Origin of the sequence: Achromobacter sp. Marseille-Q4954, from assembly GCF_943737025.1 — a bacterium.
GTDB lineage: Bacteria > Pseudomonadota > Gammaproteobacteria > Burkholderiales > Burkholderiaceae_B > Achromobacter > Achromobacter bronchisepticus_A.
In genome coordinates, this window is sequence record NZ_CALSFQ010000001.1 from 1,375,566 (window position 1) to 1,394,608 (window position 19,043).

At 67.2% G+C, this 19,043-nt stretch carries 17 protein-coding genes; 8 read left to right on the top strand and 9 right to left on the bottom strand.

The window, feature by feature from the left end; genetic code table 11:
• Positions 1 to 82: 82 nt before the first annotated feature.
• From ruvB to NGK62_RS06470, 3 genes are all read right to left on the bottom strand, one after another.
• Positions 83 to 1,156: a Holliday junction branch migration DNA helicase RuvB gene (gene ruvB, locus NGK62_RS06460; protein WP_054457342.1), complete on the bottom strand. Its 1,074-nt coding sequence runs from the start codon at positions 1,154 to 1,156 to the stop codon at positions 83 to 85.
• A gap of 88 nt (positions 1,157 to 1,244) precedes the next feature.
• Positions 1,245 to 2,816: a sensor histidine kinase gene (locus NGK62_RS06465; protein WP_118932361.1), complete on the bottom strand. Its 1,572-nt coding sequence runs from the start codon at positions 2,814 to 2,816 to the stop codon at positions 1,245 to 1,247.
• On the bottom strand, positions 2,816 to 3,517 hold the full coding sequence (locus NGK62_RS06470) for a response regulator (RefSeq protein ID WP_054457345.1): 702 nt from the start codon (positions 3,515 to 3,517) through the stop codon (positions 2,816 to 2,818). The genes NGK62_RS06465 and NGK62_RS06470 overlap by 1 nt, the downstream gene beginning before the upstream one ends.
• Before the next feature lie 217 nt (positions 3,518 to 3,734).
• Between NGK62_RS06470 and NGK62_RS06475 the strand changes: the two genes are divergently transcribed.
• Both NGK62_RS06475 and recQ read left to right on the top strand, forming a co-directional pair.
• Positions 3,735 to 5,039, top strand: a complete 1,305-nt coding sequence (locus tag NGK62_RS06475) for a fimbria/pilus outer membrane usher protein (RefSeq protein ID WP_059371618.1) — start codon at positions 3,735 to 3,737, stop codon at positions 5,037 to 5,039.
• A gap of 94 nt (positions 5,040 to 5,133) precedes the next feature.
• Entirely contained in the window at positions 5,134 to 6,963 is a 1,830-nt protein-coding gene (gene recQ, locus NGK62_RS06480) for a DNA helicase RecQ (protein WP_118932363.1), read from the top strand.
• 30 nt (positions 6,964 to 6,993) lie between these two features.
• On the opposite strand, the gene NGK62_RS06485 is transcribed toward recQ, so the two are convergent.
• Entirely contained in the window at positions 6,994 to 8,046 is a 1,053-nt protein-coding gene (locus tag NGK62_RS06485) for a cytochrome d ubiquinol oxidase subunit II (protein ID WP_059371616.1), read from the bottom strand.
• Complete coding sequence (locus tag NGK62_RS06490) at positions 8,043 to 9,386, bottom strand: cytochrome ubiquinol oxidase subunit I (RefSeq protein ID WP_059371615.1); 1,344 nt, start codon at positions 9,384 to 9,386, stop codon at positions 8,043 to 8,045. The genes NGK62_RS06485 and NGK62_RS06490 overlap by 4 nt, the downstream gene beginning before the upstream one ends.
• A 136-nt stretch (positions 9,387 to 9,522) precedes the next feature.
• On the opposite strand from NGK62_RS06490, the gene NGK62_RS06495 reads away from it, so the two are divergent.
• The 4 genes from NGK62_RS06495 to minE all read left to right on the top strand — a co-directional run bounded on the left by NGK62_RS06495 (position 9,523) and on the right by minE (position 13,543).
• Complete coding sequence (locus NGK62_RS06495) at positions 9,523 to 11,289, top strand: glutamine--tRNA ligase/YqeY domain fusion protein (protein WP_059371614.1); 1,767 nt, start codon at positions 9,523 to 9,525, stop codon at positions 11,287 to 11,289.
• Between the two features lie 160 nt (positions 11,290 to 11,449).
• The gene (gene minC / locus NGK62_RS06500; protein ID WP_118932365.1) at positions 11,450 to 12,325 is read left to right on the top strand and encodes a septum site-determining protein MinC; all 876 of its coding nucleotides are present in this window, start codon (positions 11,450 to 11,452) and stop codon (positions 12,323 to 12,325) included.
• A 141-nt stretch (positions 12,326 to 12,466) separates the two neighbouring features.
• Positions 12,467 to 13,282: a septum site-determining protein MinD gene (gene minD / locus NGK62_RS06505; RefSeq protein WP_041652327.1), complete on the top strand. Its 816-nt coding sequence runs from the start codon at positions 12,467 to 12,469 to the stop codon at positions 13,280 to 13,282.
• A 3-nt stretch (positions 13,283 to 13,285) separates the two neighbouring features.
• Entirely contained in the window at positions 13,286 to 13,543 is a 258-nt protein-coding gene (minE, locus tag NGK62_RS06510) for a cell division topological specificity factor MinE (protein WP_006217654.1), read from the top strand.
• A 98-nt stretch (positions 13,544 to 13,641) separates the two neighbouring features.
• Here minE and NGK62_RS06515 read toward each other — a convergent pair whose 3' ends face one another.
• The 4 genes from NGK62_RS06515 to NGK62_RS06530 all read right to left on the bottom strand — a co-directional run bounded on the left by NGK62_RS06515 (position 13,642) and on the right by NGK62_RS06530 (position 17,417).
• On the bottom strand, positions 13,642 to 13,866 hold the full coding sequence (locus NGK62_RS06515) for a YMGG-like glycine zipper-containing protein (protein WP_059371612.1): 225 nt from the start codon (positions 13,864 to 13,866) through the stop codon (positions 13,642 to 13,644).
• Between the two features lie 191 nt (positions 13,867 to 14,057).
• Positions 14,058 to 14,591: an isochorismatase family protein gene (locus NGK62_RS06520; protein ID WP_059371611.1), complete on the bottom strand. Its 534-nt coding sequence runs from the start codon at positions 14,589 to 14,591 to the stop codon at positions 14,058 to 14,060.
• Positions 14,592 to 14,714: 123 nt separating this feature from the next.
• On the bottom strand, positions 14,715 to 16,388 hold the full coding sequence (ettA, locus tag NGK62_RS06525; protein WP_059371610.1) for an energy-dependent translational throttle protein EttA: 1,674 nt from the start codon (positions 16,386 to 16,388) through the stop codon (positions 14,715 to 14,717).
• Between the two features lie 108 nt (positions 16,389 to 16,496).
• On the bottom strand, positions 16,497 to 17,417 hold the full coding sequence (locus NGK62_RS06530) for a DMT family transporter (RefSeq protein WP_251877765.1): 921 nt from the start codon (positions 17,415 to 17,417) through the stop codon (positions 16,497 to 16,499).
• 100 nt (positions 17,418 to 17,517) lie between these two features.
• Between NGK62_RS06530 and NGK62_RS06535 the strand changes: the two genes are divergently transcribed.
• Positions 17,518 to 18,315, top strand: coding sequence for an AraC family transcriptional regulator (locus NGK62_RS06535; protein WP_251877767.1), 798 nt, complete (start codon positions 17,518 to 17,520; stop codon positions 18,313 to 18,315).
• Between the two features lie 137 nt (positions 18,316 to 18,452).
• Complete coding sequence (locus NGK62_RS06540) at positions 18,453 to 18,995, top strand: hypothetical protein (RefSeq protein ID WP_059371608.1); 543 nt, start codon at positions 18,453 to 18,455, stop codon at positions 18,993 to 18,995.
• Positions 18,996 to 19,043 lie beyond the last annotated feature (48 nt).

The window sequence follows — 19,043 nt, forward strand, 5'->3', positions numbered from 1 at the left end:
TAATCAAAACCTCCGGATGATAAACCCGCGGCCGACTTCGGGCGCCGTCCGGCACCCGGGTTCGGTCCGATTTGCCGGCAGCCTACTTCCCGAAGAGATCGCCCGAACCCGCCGTGGCGCCGGCCGGCGGAGTCAGCCCCAGGTGGCGCCAGGTGGTCAGCGTGGCGGTGCGGCCGCGCGGCGTGCGCTGCAGATAGCCATGCTGGATGAGATAGGGCTCGATCACGTCCTCGATGGTGTCGCGCTCTTCGCCGATGGCGGCGGCCAGGCTGTCGACGCCGACGGGACCGCCATCGAACTTGTGGATGATGGCTTCGAGCAGCTTGCGGTCCATCAGGTCCAGGCCCTGCGGGTCCACTTCCAGCATGGCCAGCGCGCGGCCCGCAACGTCCGCATCGATGGTGCCGCCGGCCTTGACCTCGGCGTAGTCGCGCACCCGGCGCAGCAGCCGGTTGGCGATGCGGGGCGTGCCGCGGGCGCGGCGTGCGACTTCGGCCGCGCCGTCCGGCGTGATGCCGGCGTTCAGGAGGCCGGCGCTGCGCGTGACGATGTGGCCGAGATCGGCGGCGTTGTAGAACTCCAGCCGCGACACGATGCCGAAGCGATCCCGCAGGGGGTTGGTCAGCATGCCGGCGCGGGTGGTGGCGCCGACCAGGGTGAAGGGCTGCAGGTCCAGCTTCACGCTGCGCGCGGCGGGGCCTTCGCCGATCAGGATGTCGATCTGGAAATCCTCCAGCGCCGGATAGAGGATTTCCTCGACCACGGGCGACAGGCGGTGGATTTCGTCGATGAACAGGACGTCGTTCTTTTCCAGGTTGGTCAGAAGCGCCGCCAGGTCGCCCGGGCGCTCCAGCACCGGACCGGAGGTCTGGCGCAACTGCACGCCCATTTCATGCGCAATGATGTGGGCCAGCGTGGTCTTGCCCAGGCCCGGGGGGCCGAACAGCAACACGTGGTCCAGGGCCTCCCCGCGCTTCCTGGCCGCGGCGATGAAGATCTCCAGCTGCTCGCGGGCGCGTTGCTGGCCGACATACTCGTCCAGCGCCTTGGGCCGCAGGGCGCGTTCGATCGACTCCTCGTTGGGCGAGACCGGCTGCGGCGCCACGATACGGGGGGCGTCGGGACGGGAGGAAAGCGAATCGGACTGGATGGCCATGGTGCGGGAACGACAAAATGCTGAGCAGGATGCATCGTACCGTAGCGCGACCCGCCCCGGGGAGAAGCGAGCGCCCTTGCGGGCGCCCCTAGGACGTCTCGGACAGCGGCAGCTTGACCCGCACGCACAACCCGCCGGAATCCGCCTCGAGCAGCTCCAGCGAGCCGCCATGGGCCCGCGCGATGGCCTCGGCCAGCGCCAGGCCCAGGCCCACGCTGCCGGTGCGCGTGCGCGCGTCGTCCAGGCGGCTGAACGGGCGCAGGGCCTCCTGGCGCCGTTCCGGCACGATGCCGGAACCGTGGTCGGCCACGTCCAGCACCGCGTGGCGGCCCTCGTGCCGCAGGCTGACCTGGACCGGCGGCGCGCCATGGTTCAGCGCATTGCCGATCAAGTTGTCCAGCAGGCGGCCCAGCGCCACGGCGTCCGCCTGCACCACCAGGGTTGCAACGTCGTCGCCGGCCCGCAGGCTGATGTCGGTGCCGGCGCCCTGCCAGGCGCCCACGCGCTCGGTCAGCCAGTCGGACAGCAGCATCGAGGCGTAGCGGTAGGCGGCCGGATCGGTGCCGCGCACGAAGCCGATGAACTGGTCGACCATGTGCTGCATGTCCTGCAGGTCCGCGCGCAGGCCCTCCTTCAGCTTGGAGTCGTCGGCCAGTTCGATGCGCAGCCACATCCGCGACAGGGGTCCCTTCAGGTCGTGCGGCAGGCCCGACAGCAGCGTGCGGCGCACCGAATCGGATTCGGACAGCGCGTCCAGCATGGCGTTGAAACGCTCTCCCAGCACCCGCGTTTCGTGCGGGCCCGACGGCTCGACCCGTTGCGGCTGCCCCGCCGCCAGCCGGTCGGCCGCGTCGGCCAGCCGGGTGATGGGACGCGTGATGTGCCAGGAAAAACCCACCGCCAGCAACAGCAGCAGCCCCAGGCCGCCCAGCCAGGCGGCGATGAACGGCGTCGCGACCGGCGGATCCAGGCGGTCCAGCGGGATGACCAGCCATTCGCGCAGGCGCGGCGCGTCCTCGCTGGCGGGGTTGGGCGCCAGCGAGATGAAGATTTCCGGCGTCGGTCCGCGCGACAGCGCCACGCGCGTGCCGTCGTTCAGGCGTTCATTGAGCTGCTGCACCAGCACGCGCAGATCGCGGCGGATGTCGTCCGGTTCGGGCTGGTAGCGGCGGCTGTGTTCTTCGCGGTCGCGTTCGCGCGCGCGCTCGCCTTCCCTGGCGCTGGCGCGTTCATCGCCGTGCTCCTCGTCGCGCACTTCCGGGGGCGGCGGCGCCGGCGGGCCGTGCATCTGCATGTCCGCCGGCGGCGGAGGAGGCGGAGGCGGCGGCTTCGGAGCCGCCTTCGGCGGTGGCCGGCGGCCATTGAATCGCTGCAGCTTGGCCTCGGCGGGCAGCACCCGCGACCACAGCCTCCACTGGTTCTGCGAGGCCGTGCGCACGAAGTCGGCGCGTTCCTCCGCCGGCACCTGCGACACCGCGGCGCGCAAGGTGCGGATGGTGGTGACGATATAGCCGATGGCTACGTCTTCCATGAACTTGTGCCGGAAGTACGAGACCGTCACCAAGGTGGCCGCCTGCGTCAGCAGGACCGAGCCCAGGATCAGCAGGATCAGCCTTGCCCGCAGCGAGCGCGGCACCAGGAAGCCAGGAGCAAAGCGCATCAGGGCGAGAACCGGTAACCGATGCCCCAGACGGTCTGGATCCAGCGCGGTTGCTTGGGGTCGTCTTCGATGACCCGGCGTAGCCGCAGGATGGCGATGTCGATGGCGCGGTCATTGCGCTCGCCGGCATCGTCATCGCGCGCCAGCGCCAGCAGGCGTTCGCGCGACAGCGGCTTGCCCGCGTTGCGCACCAGCGCCTCCAGCAGATTGATTTCGCCGCCGGTCAGCTTGACCACCGTGCCCTCGCGCGACAGTTGGCGGGTGGAGGGATCGAACACGAAGGGCCCGAACGAGACCGGCGCGTCCTTGGTCAGCGCGGACGGGCCGCGCTTACGGCGCAGCACGGCCTCGATGCGGGCCAGCAGTTCGCGCGGATCGAAAGGCTTGCCGACGTAATCGTCGGCGCCGGCCTCCAATCCGATGATGCGGTCCACCGCCTCGTCGCGCGCGGTCAGCAGGATGACGGGAATGTCCTCGCCTTGCTCGCGCAGGCGGCGGCAGGCGTCCGCGCCGTCGCCGCCGGGCAGCATGCGGTCCAGCACCAGCAGGTCGGGCGCGTAGCGGGTGATGCGGGACGACAGGTCGGTAGCGTCCGGCGCCAGCAGGGTGTCGTAGCCGTGCCGGTTCAGGTAGTCGGCCAGCAATTGCCGTAAGGCCGGATCGTCGTCGACGACCAGCAGCTTGGTGTGGGGATTGTCCATGGATGCCATAGTGCGGCCCGCCGCCACAAGCCGCAAGAGGCGGGAAATCAACTGAAATATACCTGTTGCACGATGTTGAACGCGTTTACCAGCGCTTTCCCGCCACGGCGCAGCGCCCGATGCGAACTGGCCCTAAAATGGAACCCGGCCCGCCTTCTGTCCGCTTTGCTAAAAAACGTTTACAGGCAAGGCGGCGCTCCCTTTCTACACTGTGCCTATGGTCGCCCCTGCACTCCTCTGGCGAAAAACCCTGTTGCGCGCCGCGCTGGCCGCGGTAGTCGCCTGCCCGATCGCCCCGGCCGCGGCCGATCCGCTTGCGGCGTCCCCTTATATGCCCGCCCCGCCCTCGGCGCGCGGCATCGGCATACTGTCCCCGGTTCAGCCCATGCCCGTGCGCCCCGCGGCGTCGATGGCATCGCGCGCCGTCCCGCTGGATCCGTCCCCTTGCGACATGCAGACCATGGAACCGGCGCTGGACACCAGCGTGCACGGCACGGGCGACGCTGACCTGATCCCCGGCACCGGACTGGGGCTGTCCGGCGACGCCCAGCCCGCCCCGGTTCCACAGGATTGCACGGTGCTCGCGACGCCCGAGGAGCCCGCGCCGGACTACTCGCTCACCCTCCAGGACGGGGACCTGCCTCGCATACCCGTGGTCATGATCTCCGGCGTGTCGCGCGCCTCCCGGCCCTGGTTCGCCTCCGCCAGCAGCCAGGAGGGCCTGCGCTACGGCGGCAACCGCAACTGGGTCTACCGCAATACCTCGGGCCCCTCCGTCGCCGTCGGCAACATCGACGCCAGGGCGCCGGCCTGGGGCAGCGGCGCGCCGGTGGGCGGACTGCAGATCTCGAACTGGGCCGGATCCGGCGCCACGGTCCCGGAAGGCAGCTTCGGCTATTCCTCGTCGCTGGGCCGCCTGAACCACATGGATCCCGCCGCCAGTTCCGGAGCCGTGGATTACGGCGACCCGGTGGGCAGCGGCAGCGTGCGTTACGGCCTCACGCCGACGCTGACCCTGGAGGGCCAGATGCAAAGCGCGCCGTCGCTCACGACGCGCGGCATGGGCACCACCTACGCCGCGGGCGACTACGGAACCTTCCGCGCCGGAGCCACGCAAAGCTCGTTCGACGCGGCCAGCGCCTGGCGCTACCGCTTCGACTACAACGTGGCCGTGGCCGATGCCGTCAACCTGGGCTATTCCAACGAGCAGGTCGGCGCGGGCTACGGCGACCTGTCCAGCTACTCAGGCGGCGGAGCTTCGGCGGCGCACACCCGCAACACGCTGTCCGCGGGCGTTCCCATCACCGGCTGGGGCGTACTCAGCGGCACCTACTCGGGGCTGCGGGAAGGTTCCGAGCTGGCCGAGCAGCGCGTGGGCCTGTCGCACAGCATGTTCGTCTCACCCAAGGTCAAGCTGGCGGTGGGCGCGGACCGCGACATCATTTCCGGCAACTACGAATGGCGCGCCAACCTCAGCATGCCCGTGGATACCTTCATGCGCGGCACCTGGCTGAGCTGGTAGGCAGACCGCGGCAAGGACAGAAATCTCCCTGCCGGAAAAGGTCCGGCGGAATTGCGGCTTAAAATCCCTGCCATGATGCTCCCGGCCTACCCCCATGTCTGACGCGCGCGCCCTCGGCGTGTTGCAGCGCGTTTTCGGTTACGAATCCTTCCGCGGCGACCAGCAAGCCATTGTCGAACAGGTGATCGACGGCGGCGACGCACTGGTCCTCATGCCCACGGGCGGCGGCAAATCGCTCTGTTACCAGATTCCGTCCCTGGTCCGCGAAGGCACCGGCATCGTCGTGTCGCCCCTGATCGCGCTGATGCAGGACCAGGTCGACGCCCTGACCGAACTGGGCGTGCGCGCAGCCTTCCTCAACTCCACCCAGGAGTGGCGGGTGGCCCGCGACGTCGAGCAGGCCTTCCTGGCCGGCGAGCTGGATCTGCTGTACGTGGCGCCCGAACGCCTGCTGACCGACCGCTGCCTGCAATTGCTGGAACGCGGCCGCATCGCGCTGTTCGCCATCGACGAGGCCCACTGCGTGTCCCAGTGGGGCCACGACTTCCGCCCGGAATACCTGGGCCTGTCGATGCTGCACGAGCGCTGGCCGGACGTGCCGCGCATCGCGCTCACCGCGACCGCCACCGCCGACACCCGCAGCGAAATCGCCCAGCGCCTGTCGCTGGACGATGCGCGCCACTTCGTTTCCAGTTTCGACCGCCCCAACATCCGCTACCGCATCATCGAAAAAAACGAGGTGCGCAAGCAATTGCTGGAAATGATCCAGACCGATCATGAAGGCGAATCCGGCGTGGTCTATTGCCTGTCGCGGGCCCGCGTGGAAGAGACCGCGGAGTTCCTGTGCAACCAGGGCATCGACGCCATGCCCTATCACGCCGGCCTCAGCGCGCAGGTGCGCGCCGCCAACCAGGCGCGCTTCCTGCGCGAGGACGCCGTGGTCATGGTGGCCACCATCGCCTTCGGCATGGGCATCGACAAGCCCGACGTGCGCTTCGTGGCGCACATCGACCTGCCCAAGTCGGTGGAAGGCTATTACCAGGAAACCGGCCGCGCCGGCCGCGATGGACTGCCGGCCACGGCATGGCTGGCCTACGGCCTGCAGGACGTGGTGCAGCAGCGCCGCATGATCGACGAATCGCCGGGCGAAGAGTCCTACCGCCGCCGCCTGGGCCAGCAGCTGGACGCCATGCTGGGGCTCTGTGAAACCGTGGAATGCCGGCGCGTGCGTCTGCTGGCCTACTTCGGCCAGCAGATCACCGCCTGCGGCAATTGCGACGTCTGCCTGGAACCGCCCCAGGCCTGGGACGGCACGGTTGCGGCGCAGAAGGTGCTGTCCGCCGTCTACCGCCTGTGGAAGGAGCGCGGCCAGCGCTATGGCGCCGGCCACATCATCGACATCCTGCGCGGCAAGGTCACGGACCGCACCAAGCAGCACGGCCACGAAACGCTGAGCGTATTCGGCGTGGGCGCGGACCTGAGCGATACCGCCTGGCGCGGCGTGCTGCGCCAGTTGCTGGCGCAAGGCCTGCTGACGGTGGACCACGAAGGCTACGGCACCCTGGCCCTGACCGAAGGCAGCCGCGCCGTGCTCAAGGGCGAGCGCCAATTGATGCTGCGCCGCGAATCCGAAAAGAAACCGCGCTCGGGCAAGAGCGGCAGCGGCCGCCCCAAGGCGGCGGCGATTGACCTGCCGGCCGAACTGCAGCCCGTATTCGAGGCTCTGCGCGCCTGGCGCGGCGAAGTGGCCAAGAGCCATGGCGTGCCGGCCTATGTCATCTTCCACGACGCCACGCTGCGTGAGATCGCGCTGGCCCAGCCCGAATCCATGGACGAGCTGAGCCACATCAGCGGAGTGGGCGCCCGCAAGCTGGAAGCCTACGGCGAAGAGATCCTGCAGCGCGTCGCCAGGCCGGTCTTGTGACGGCAGCCCCGGCCGGACTTCCCGGCCGGATCAGCCCGGCGGCGGCAGCAGCGGCACCGGCGCGCGTTCCTTGCCGAACACCGAGCGGTACGCCAGGATGTTGAACACCAGCACCACCGGAATGCCCACGACCGCCCCGGCCAGCACCAGGCGCATCGAGCCCAGCGCGCCCGCGCCGTCCCACAGCGTCATGTCGTCCAGGATCAGGTAGGGAAACAGGCTGTAGGCCAGGCCGCTGAGCATCAGCAGGAACAGGGCCACGCACAGCACGAACGGCAGCCAGCTGAAACGGTCGGCCTTGCCCGGCAACCTCGCCAGCAGCATTTCGGCGGCGACGAAGCCCGCCAGCATCAGCACCCAGACCGTTGCCGCCAGGCTCAGGTGGGCAATGTTGCTCCATTTGTAGAAGATGCCCGCATTGGCCAGGCCCAGCGTGACCGCGATCGCCACCATGCCCACCGCCGTCCAGCGGATGGCGTGGCGCGCCCAGTTGGCGGCGCGGCGCTGCAGATCGCCGTCCACCCGCATGACCAGCCAGGACGCGCCCAGCAGCACATAGGCCGCCACCGCGCACAGGCCCACGAACATGGAGAACCAGCCGTAGCCGGCATCGGACTGGTAGCCGGTGGCGATGCGGCCCAGCAGCATGCCCTGGCCGAAAGCGGTGATCAGCGACCCCGCCCAGAAGCCGAAAATCCAGCGCGGCTTCATTTCGTTGCGCGCACGGATGCGGAACTCGAACGAGACGCTGCGCAGCACCACGCCCAGCACCATGCAGGTGAGCGGTCCGTAGAGCTTGCCCAGCACCGCGCCCCAGGCGAACGGGAACGCCGCCGCGAACAGGCCCATGCCCAGCAGCAGCCAGAATTCATTGGCGTCGCGCCACGGGCTCAGCAGGCTCATCATGCGGCCGCGCTCGTGTTCCGGCGCCAGTTGCAGCAGGATGCCCACGCCCAGGTCGAAGCCGTCCAGCACCATGCCCGCGGCAATCACCACGAACAGCAGGGCCATGAAGGCCAGCGGCATCCAGAAAGAGGGATCGTCGGGATTGAGGCCTTGGGAAGCGGCCAGCATGGCGATCATGGCGTGCCTCCAGCCAGTTTGCGCACGGGCACGACGCCATAGCGCGCCGCGTGGAACAGCATGCCGACGAACGCCGCAAGCAGCAGCAGGTACAGCACGCCATAACCGATCAATCCGTACAGCACGGTGCTGGAGGCCACGATGCCCAGCACCTCGGACTGCGTGACGGTGCCGTTCACCGCGAACGGCTGCAAGCCCAGGATGGATACCCACCACCCGGCCACGACGGCGATGGCGCCGGAGAACATCATGCCGCACAGCACCCGCTGCCACCAATGCGGCAGCGTGGACGGGTCCAGCCCGCGCCGGAACGTCCACAGGAAGGTCACGCAGGCCACTGCCAGCATCAGCAAGCCCAGCCCTGCCGCCACGCGCAGCGACCAGAAGGTCAGCGCCACCGGCGGCAGCATGCCCGAATACTTGTCCAGGCCGCGGTAGGTGCCGTCCTGGTTACGGTGCAGCCACATCCCGCCCATGTTGCGCAGGGTCACGTCGGCCACATTGGTATGGGCACGCGCATCGGGCCAGCCGAACAGCACCAGTTGCGGCTCTGCGCCGCTTTCCCAGTAGCCCGCGGCGGCGGCAGCCTTGGCGGGCTGCAGCTTGGCGATCATCTGCCCGGCGCCGGTCGCCACCGGCAACTGCATGAACGCCCCCACCACGGCGACCACCAGCGCGGTCTTGAACGCGTTGCGCTCGCCGTCGCCCAGCGGACGCCGCAGCGCCTGCAGCGCGGTCACGCCCATCATCAGGAACGCGGCGGCCAGGGCCGCGCCCACCATCACCACCGCCATGCGCCATCCCACGGAGGGATTCAGCACCACGGCCATCCAGTCATAGACCTGGTAGCGTCCATCGACCAGCAGCGCGCCATCCGGCGTCTGCATCCAGGATTGCAGCGCCAGCACCCAGAACACCGCCACCAGCTGCCCCACCGCCACCATCAGCACGGCCAGCGTATGGGCGCCATCCGACACGCGGCGCTGGCCGAACAGCATGACGCCCAGGAAACAGGACTTGAGAATGAAGACCGAAAGTATGGCGTAGCCCAGCAAGGGCCCGGCGACGTTGCCGATCTTGTCCATGAGGCCGGCCCACAGGCTGCCCAGCTGGATCAGCACCGGCACGCTGGCCGCCAGCGTCAGCACGAAGGCCAGGGCGAAAATCCGCACCCAGAAGCGGTAGGCGGCTGTCCAGCCGCCCTGGCCGGACCAGCGCGCCCTGATCTTGAAGAACAGCAGCACCCAGGCGAGCGCCAGGGAGAAGGCCAGGAAAAACGCCAGAAAGCTCAGGCTGGCCACGAACTGCGTGCGGGCCAGGGATAACGTGGATATGTCCATGATGGCCCGTAGTGTAGAGCCAGTTACATGACTGTGGGGACAGTTTGAAACCGGTTGCACCGGCAGCAAAAAGGCCTCGCCTGCGGAACGTGGCAAAATTGACTCTTTGTCGCTGCTTTTTCCTATTCTTTCAAGAATGACCTCCGCCACGACGCCGACCCCTGCCGCATCAAATTTCCTGCTCAACATCGTTCAAGACGACCTCGAAGCCCAGCGCTTCGCAGGCAAGCGTTGGGCGGGCAAGCCTGGCCCGGCGGCCTTGCAACAACAAGGCGGACTGGATTCGGCCCGCATCCGCACGCGCTTTCCGCCGGAGCCCAACGGCTACCTGCACCTCGGCCACGCCAAGAGCATCTGCGTGAACTTCGGGCTGGCCCGCGATTTCGGCGGCGTCTGCCACCTGCGCTTTGACGACACCAATCCGGAAAAGGAAGACCAGGAATACGTCGACGCCATCATCGAGGCCGTGCACTGGCTGGGCTTTGACTGGAAGGCCGACGGCAACGACAACCTGTACTTCGCCAGCGACTACTTCGGCTACATGTACGAGTTCGCCGAAGCGCTGGTCGAGGCCGGCCACGCCTACGTCGACGAGCAGAGCCCCGAAGAAATCCGCGCCAACCGCGGCACGCTGACCGAACCCGGCACCGACTCGCCCTGGCGCAACCGCCCGGCGGCCGAATCGCTGACGCTGCTGCGCGAAATGCGCGACGGCAAGCACCCGGACGGCAGCCTGGTGCTGCGCGCGAAGATCAACATGGCGTCGCCCAACATCAACCTGCGCGACCCGGTCATGTACCGCGTGCGCCACGCCCATCACCACCGCACCGGCGACCAGTGGTGCATCTACCCGATGTACAGCTGGGCGCACCCGGTCGAAGACGCGCTGGAAGGCATCACGCACAGCGTCTGCACGCTGGAATTCGAAGACCAGCGCCCGTTCTACGACTGGATCCTGGCGCGCCTGGCCGAACTCGGCAAGCTGGCGCAGCCGCTGCCGCACCAGTACGAATTCGCGCGCCTGAACGTGAGCTACGTCGTCACCAGCAAGCGCAAGCTGCTGCAGCTGGTGCGCGAAGGCCACGTGGACGGCTGGGACGATCCTCGCATGCCGACCATCTTCGGCCTGCGCCGGCGCGGCTACACGCCCTCCTCGATCCGCCTGTTCTGCGACCGCACCGCCGTGTCCAAGTCCGACTCGCGCATCGACTACAGCCTGCTGGAACAAGCGGTGCGCGACGACCTGGACCCGGTCGCCCCGCGCTCGGTGGCCGTGCTGGATCCGCTCAAGCTGGTCATCACCAACTACCCGGAAGGCCAGACCGAGATCTGCACCGCGCCGCGCAACCCGCATGATCCCGAAGCCGGCGTGCGCGAGTTCCCGCTGTCGCGCGAACTCTGGATCGAACGCGACGACTTCCGCGAAGAAGCGCCCAAGAAGTACTTCCGCCTGTTCCCGGGCAATACCGTGCGCCTGAAATACGGCTACGTGGTGCGCTGCACCGGCTTCACCAAGAACGAAGCCGGCGAGATCATCGAGGTCCAGGCGGAATACCTGCCGGAAACCAAGAGCGGCACGCCGGGCGCGGACAGCGTCAAGGTCAAGGGCAACATCACCTGGGTCAGCGCGGCCCATGCGGTGCCCGCCCAGATCCACCTGTACGACCGCCTGTTCGCCGACGCGCGTCCCGACGGCGGCGACAAGGACTTCCTGGCCTGCCTGAACCCGAATTCCAAGCTGACCGTCACGGCCTGGCTGGAGCCGGGCACCGTCGCCACGCCGGGCGCCACCTGGCAGTTCGAACGCCTGGGCTACTTCACGGCCGACCTGAAGGAATCCAGCCCCGAGGCGCCGGTGCTCAACCGCATCGTGACCCTGCGCGACTCCTGGGCGCAAGGCTGACGCGCCGCGTCCGCATTGCAGGAAATAGGCGCTGAAAGGCGCCTTTTTCTTTGGGCTCGCCCCCTGCGCATGCCGCCCCGGGGCGGGTTATCATCCCCCGAACCCCGCAGCCGGTCGAGCGCGCCGTTTCCCGGCGCCGGAACCGCCAGCCACAATCAAGATGAACACTGAATCCCTAGCCCTGGACTTCAAAAGCGCCACCCTCTATGCCATCCGGGTGGTCCTGCACAGCGCCGACCCTGAACGCCTGAACGCCGCCCTGGCCAAGCGCATGGCCGATGCCGGCAGTTTCTTCGAAAACGAACCCGTGGTCATCGACGCCAGCCGCGTCGAGGAAAAAATCGATTGGACCGCCCTGGTGGCGGCATTGCGCGGCCATAACCTGCCTCCCATCGGCGTGGTCGCCGAAGGCGCCAACCTGGAAGCCGCGCGCGCGGCGGGCCTGACGCCGGTGGAACTGTCCACGCCCGCGGCCCGGCCCGCGCCGGTGATCGACACCGCGCCGCCCAACGATGTCTCCACTCCGGTACCCTCGGTGCCGGCCGCCGCGGTCGAAACCGCAGCCGCGCCCACAGAAGTCGCCGCCGAAGCCGCCGAGCCCGACGCGCCCGCCGGCAAGACCGCGGACGAGCCGCTGCCCGCCCGCGCGGCCAGCAACACCACCTCGGCCCCCAGCCCCACCCCGGCCGCGCCGCACTCGTCGTCGGCGCTGGTCATCACCAAGCCGCTGCGTTCCGGCCAGCGCGTCTACGCACGCCATACGGACCTGGTGGTGATCGGCATGGTGAGCCAAGGCGCGGAAGTCATCGCCGACGGCAACGTCCATGTCTACGGTCCCTTGCGCGGCAAAGCGATGGCGGGCGCGCGCGGCGACACTTCGGCGCGCATTTTCACGACCCACCTGGACGCTGAACTGCTGGCCGTGGCCGGCGTGTACCGCGTGGTCGAGGACAAGCTCGACCGCACGCTGCAGAACCAGCCCGCGCTGGTCCGCCTGGACGGCGACACGCTGCGCATCGAAGCCCTCAAGGCTTGATATCCGGAATCTGGCCGCCAGCAGCGGCCGAGGCGCACGCGCAGACACCCGCGCAAATTTCAACACATCCTGTAAGAAGCCTTACAAGGGCTTTTTGCTTTACGATAACGCGATTTATTCGAACATAAGGGTTTGATCGTCATGACACGCATTGTTGTGGTGACTTCCGGCAAAGGCGGCGTGGGCAAAACCACGACCAGCGCCAGTTTTTCTGCGGGACTCGCGATGCGGGGCCACAAGACCGCTGTCATCGACTTCGATGTCGGCCTGCGCAACCTCGACCTGATCATGGGCTGCGAACGTCGCGTCGTGTACGACTTCGTCAACGTGATCCAGGGCGAAGCCACGCTCAACCAGGCCCTCATCAAGGACAAGCAGCTCGAAAACCTGTTCATCCTGCCCGCCTCGCAGACGCGCGACAAAGACGCGCTGACGCAGGAAGGCGTGGAAAAGGTCATCAACGACCTCAAGGGCATGGGCTTTGACTACATCGTCTGCGATTCGCCCGCCGGCATCGAAACCGGCGCGCTGATGGCCGCCTACTTCGCCGACGACGCACTGGTCGTGACCAACCCGGAAGTCTCGTCGGTGCGCGACTCCGACCGCATCCTGGGCATCCTGGCCGCCAAGTCCAAGCGCGCCGTGGAAGGCGACGAGCCCGTCAAGGAATACCTGCTGCTGACGCGCTACAGCCCCAAGCGCGTGGTCGACGGCGAAATGCTGTCGCTGGGCGACATCGAGGACATCCTGCGCATCAAGCTGATCGGCGTGATCCCCGAATCCGAAGCGGTGCTGCAAGCGTCGAACCAGGGCCTGCCGGCCATCCACCTCAGAGACACCGACGTTTCCGAAGCCTACAAGGACGTCGTGGCCCGTTATCTTGGCGAAGACAAGGCCCTGCGCTTTACCGACTACGAAAAGCCCGGTTTCCTGAAACGCCTGTTCGGAGGCAAGTAAGCAATGTCCTTCCTGTCGTTTCTGCTTGGTCAAAAGAAGACCTCCGCATCCGTCGCCAAGGAACGGTTGCAGATCATCCTGGCCCACGAGCGGGGCCGCGGCGACTCGCCCGATTACCTGCCGCAGTTGCAGCAGGAGCTTATCGCCGTCATTTCGAAATACGTGAAGATCAACCCCGAGGACATCAAGGTGCACCTGGAACGCCAGGACACGCTGGAGGTCCTGGAGGTCAAGATCGAAATGCCTCAGAACGAGACCTGATGCGGCTGCGCGGCGCAGGGGCATACTTGCCGCCGCGCACAGCCCAGGTCAAAAAAATGCCCGGCATTGCCGGGCATTTGCTTTGGGGCGGTGAACGCTTAACGCTTGCCGACCTGATCGCCGATGACGCCGCCGATCGCCGCTCCGCCCACCGTTCCGAGGATGCCGCCGTTGGTGATCACGGCGCCTGCCACGCCGCCCAGGGCAGCGCCGCCGACGGTGCTCTTCTGGCGATGGCTCATGCCGTCCCAGGACGAGCAGCCAGCCATGGCGGCGGTCAGCGCCAGCGCAACACAGATTTTGGAGAGAGATGCGATTTTCATATTTGTGGTTCCTATTCTCGTACCCGGGAGCCGCGCATGAAACTGGATGCGAGCGCGCGGCGCCCATGAGGGCCTGGAACCTTCAGGATCGCAAAATATTCTTGCCCTGGCTGTGAAGTTTGCCCATGAATTGTGTCAAAGGGCGAGTTAATCTTTGCGCGCCCCAGGGACATTGTTGCAGCGGTCGGCCGCTATTTGACCAGACGTAACACCTCGCGGAAACGCGGGTGTTCACAAGTCCGCATCCATTCAAAGATCGCCATTTCGGACGTGACGATTTCAGCGCCATGCGCACGCGCGCGGCGCAGCGCCGCGTGATGATCGGCAGGCTTGCGCGAGCCCGCCGCATCCGCCACCAGCACCGCGTGGTAGCCCAGGTCGATCAAACCGATCACGGTTTGCAGCACGCAGATGTGCGCTTCGCAGCCCGCCACCAGGATGGTCTTGCGTGCAGCCGGCAACCAGGCCTCGAAGCCCGGCTCCAGCGCCGAAGAGAAGTGCATTTTCTGGAAGGCGCTCTGGACCTGCTCGCGCAACGGTTCCACGGTGGCCCCCAGCATCTTGGCGTGGTGCTCGGTGGCCACTACCGGCACGTCCAGCAGGCGCGCAGCCTGCGCCAGCTTGTGCGCGGCGTTGAGCACCGCCTCGTTGTCGTGGATGACGGGCATCAGACGCCCCTGCATGTCGACGATCAGCAGGGTGGAATCGGTAGCGGACAACAACATTGCGCGGTGCTCCAGGAAGTAGTCCCCAAGGCCGGTTCACACGGAACGAAGCCTTGAACAGCCCCTAGCATACCCCCGGCAAAAAAAATCCCGGCGCGAGGCCGGGATTCTTGCAGGCGCCGATTACTTCAGGGCCTTGTAGCGCAGGCGCTTGGGCTTGGCGCCCTCTTCGCCCAGGCGGCGCTTCTTGTCGGCTTCATATTCCTGGTAGTTGCCGTCGAAGAACACCACTTGCGAGTCGCCTTCGAAGGCCAGGATGTGCGTGGCGATCCGGTCCAGGAACCAGCGATCGTGGCTGATGACCATGACGCTGCCGGGGAACTCCAGCAACGCGTCTTCCAGCGCGCGCAGGGTTTCGACGTCGAGGTCGTTGGACGGTTCGTCCAGCAGCAGCACGTTGCCGCCGGCGATCAGCGTCTTGGCCATGTGCAGGCGGCCGCGCTCACCGCCCGACAGCTGGCCCACGACCTTGTTCTGGTCGCCACCCTTGAAGTTGAAGCGGCCCAGGTAGGCGCGCGACGACATTTCGAACTTGCCCACCGTGAGCAGGTCGGCGCCGTCGGCCACCGCGTCGAACACGGTCTTCTTGTCTTCCAGCGCATCGCGCGACTGGTCGACATAGGCCAGCTTGACGGTCTGGCCGATGTTGACCTCGCCCGAATCCGGCTGCTCGCGGCCCGCGATCATGCGGAACAGCGTGGACTTACCGGCGCCGTTGGCGCCGATGATGCCGACGATGGCGCCGGGCGGCACCTTGAAGCTGAGGTTGTCGATCAGCAGACGGTCGCCGTAGGCCTTGCTGACGTTGTTGAATTCGATGACTTCGTTGCCCAGGCGCTCGCCCACGGGAATGAAGATTTCCTGGGTTTCATTGCGCTTCTGGTATTCGTAGGACGAGAGTTCCTCGAAGCGGGCCAGACGCGCCTTGGCCTTGGCCTGGCGGCCCTTCGGGTTCTGGCGCACCCACTCCAGTTCCTTCTTGATGGTCTTCTGGCGGGCGGATTCCGACGCCTCTTCCTGCTTCAGGCGGTCTTCCTTCTGCTCCAGCCACGAGCTGTAGTTGCCCTTCCAGGGAATGCCATAGCCGCGATCCAGTTCCAGGATCCATTCGGCCGCGTTGTCCAGGAAGTAGCGATCGTGGGTCACGCCGACCACGGTGCCCGGGAACTTGTGCAGGAACTGCTCCAGCCATTCCACGCTCTCGGCATCCAGGTGGTTGGTGGGCTCGTCCAGCAGCAGCATGTCGGGCTTGGACAGCAGCAGGCGGCACAGCGCGACGCGGCGCTTTTCACCGCCGGAGAGCTTGCCGACGATGGCGTCCCAGGGCGGCAGGCGCAGCGCGTCGGCGGCGATTTCCATCTGGTGCTCGATGTCGTCGGCGCCGCTGGAGGCGGCGGCGGCGATGATGGCTTCAAGCTCGGCCTGCTCGGCGGCCAGCGCGTCGAAATCGGCGTCCGGCTCGGCGTAGGCGGCATAGACCTCGTCCAGGCGTTTCTTGGCCGTGACGACGGCGCCCAGGCCCTCTTCCACCGACTGGCGCACCGTGTGCTCGGGGTTGAGCTGCGGTTCCTGCGGCAGGTAGCCGATGTTCAGGCCCGGCATGGGAATGGCTTCGCCTTCGATTTCGCGATCGACGCCGGCCATGATCTTCAGCAGCGTCGACTTGCCCGAGCCGTTCAGGCCCAGCACGCCGATCTTGGCGCCAGGAAAAAACGAAAGCGAAATGTCGCGCAGGATCTGCCGCTTGGGCGGCACGATCTTGCCGACGCGGTTCATGGTGTAGACGTATTGGGCCATGGGCTCGTATATAGGAGATATAGCTGATGAATCGTCGATTGTAGGCCGGAACCCTGACCCGCGTATGTCCACCGCCAAATGGCCGGCCCACGCCGCGGAACCGCCCCTTCAGGCGGCCTTGGGCCGCGCCGCCCGGCCGCCGGCGCGCATCTGCGCCAGCATCACGCCGGCCAGCGCCATCGCCCCGCCGACGATGTGGAACAGATGGGGTTTTTCATCCAGGAACACGGCCGCGATCGCCACCGTGGCTACCGGCATGAGGTTGAGGAAAATACTGGCGCGGTTGGGGCCCAGGTGCTTGACGCCCTGCATCCACAGGAAGGGCGCGAACAGCGACGGGAACACCGCCGCATACAGCACCAGCGGCAAGTTGTCGCCGTTGAGCGGCGAAGGCGGCGCCATCAGGAAAGCCGGCAGCTGGAACAGCACGCCGAAAGCCACCTGCACATACAGCGACTGCCACGGCCCCACCGGCAATGCCCAGCGGCGCAGCAGCACGCCGTACAGCGCATAGGCCAACGCGCCCACACCCATCAGCAGGTCGCCGCGGTTGGCGCCCACTTCCAGCAGCCGGGCGGGATCGCCCTCGCCGATCAGCAGGGCCAGGCCCGCCAGCGACAGCAGGCCGCCCAGCATGGCCATGACCGAGGGCAGTTCGCGCAGCAGCAGCGCCACCACCGCGATGGTCATCAGCGGAATCATCGCCGTGATGATGCCCATATTGGTCGCGGTGGTGCTGGCGGCCGCCACATAGGCCAGGCCCTGGTACAGGGCCATGCCCAAGCCCCCCAGCACCGCCAGTTTGGGCAGGTGGGGCAGGATCTGGCGGCGCTGCGCCCAGACGCCCGGCAGCACGAACGGCGTCAGCACCACGCCGGCCAGGGCCCAGCGGTAGAAGCCGATGGCGGCCGGCGCGATGGCGCTGGCCGCCATCTTGGTGACGATCATGTTGACCGACCAGATCAGGGCCGCCAGCAGCGGATAAAGCAGATAACGGGCGGGAACATGGGGAGAAGAAGCACGGGTCATGAGGGGCAATGCACAGGCGTAGATGAGACAGGGCCAGTGTAGGATCTGTCCGACCTGATGTATATAATGAAAAACAGACAAAACCAGACGAAGTTCCGACATGCCCGGCATCGATACCGCGCCTGCCCTGGCCAGCCACCTGCCCTATCCGCTAGCTTGCCGCATCCTGCATTTCACGCCGAACTCGCGCATGAAGCGCCACAGCTCGCCCTGGGCGGAACTGAACTTCGCGATCTCCGGCATCATGGAAATCGGCATCCGCGGCGTCACCTACCTGTCGCCGCCGCAGTACGCCATCTGGATTCCACCGCATGTCGAGCACTGCTGCCAGAACGAAGGCGAGGTGCACTACGCCTGCATCGACATCCCGGCCGCGGCCTGCGCCGGCCTGCCCGCGGAACCGTGCACGCTCGAGATCAGCCCGGTCATGCGCGCGATCCTGGCCGACTTCGAACGGCGCGGCATCAGCTATCCGGATACGCCGGAAGACCGGCGCATGGCGCAGATCGTCATCGACCAGGCGCGCCAGGCGCGGGCTTACGCCAGCTACCTGCCGTCCACCTCCGATCCTTTGCTGGCGCCCATCCTGTCGGCGCTGCAGCACAGTCCCGGCGACAAGCGCGGCGCCGCGCACTGGGCCGCCACGGCGGGCATTACCGAACGCACGCTGCTGCGCCATTGCCAGCTGCACCTGGGCATGTCGTTCAATGAATGGCGTCTGCGGCTGCGCGTGGTCAGCGCCCTGGGCATGCTGGATGCCGGCCGGCCGGTCCAGTCCGTGGCGCGCGAGCTCGGCTACAGCACGCCCTCGGCCTTCATCGCCATGTTCCAGCGGCTCACCGGCGAGTCGCCGGACAACGCGCGCAGGCGCAGCCAGGGCGGCGCACCCGCGCCATGACCCCGGAGAACCGCGTAATCCAAGCGCCTGATGCAAGACGCGGCCGATCGCGAGACAATACGGCTGTAGCCAGGGTCTGCCAGCAGGCCCGTATCTTGCCGTGCCGTCGCGGCTTCATCGCGCCCAGGAACCCCTTCATGTCTGCCTCCGCCACTCCCCCCGCCTCCTTGACCCACTTCAGCGCCGCTGAACTGGACATGCTGGCCAAGACCGCCGACGCGCTGAGCGCGTACCTGGGCAAGCCCGTGCTGGCCGAAGTGGTGCTGGGCGATGACGGCACCGAATGGGTGACCTATGGCGTGCCCATGGATGAAAACGCCAAGCCCGACGAGGACCAGACCCACGTGCAGCTGGGCGGCGCCGGCGCCCGCCTGCTGGGCAACCGCGGCGGCCTGCCCCAGTCCGACGACGACACCTACGACTGCCTCTATCTCTGGGCCATCGAGATCTCGCTGAACGAGGGCGAGCGCTTCATCAAACTGGACCACGACGGCGAAGAATCGGCCTGGTCCGACAGTCTGGAAGACGTGCTGCCGTTCGCCCTGTCGGAAGAACCCGTGCCGGAAGATCCGGACGCGGAGGACGACGAAGACGACGAGGACGAAGCGGACGAGGACGATGAGGATGATGCGGACGGCCACGGCCACGATCATCCTCACGACCACAACCACCGCCACTGAGCCTGCGCCGGACGGCGGGTTGCGGCCGGCATGGCCGCGCAACCGCGC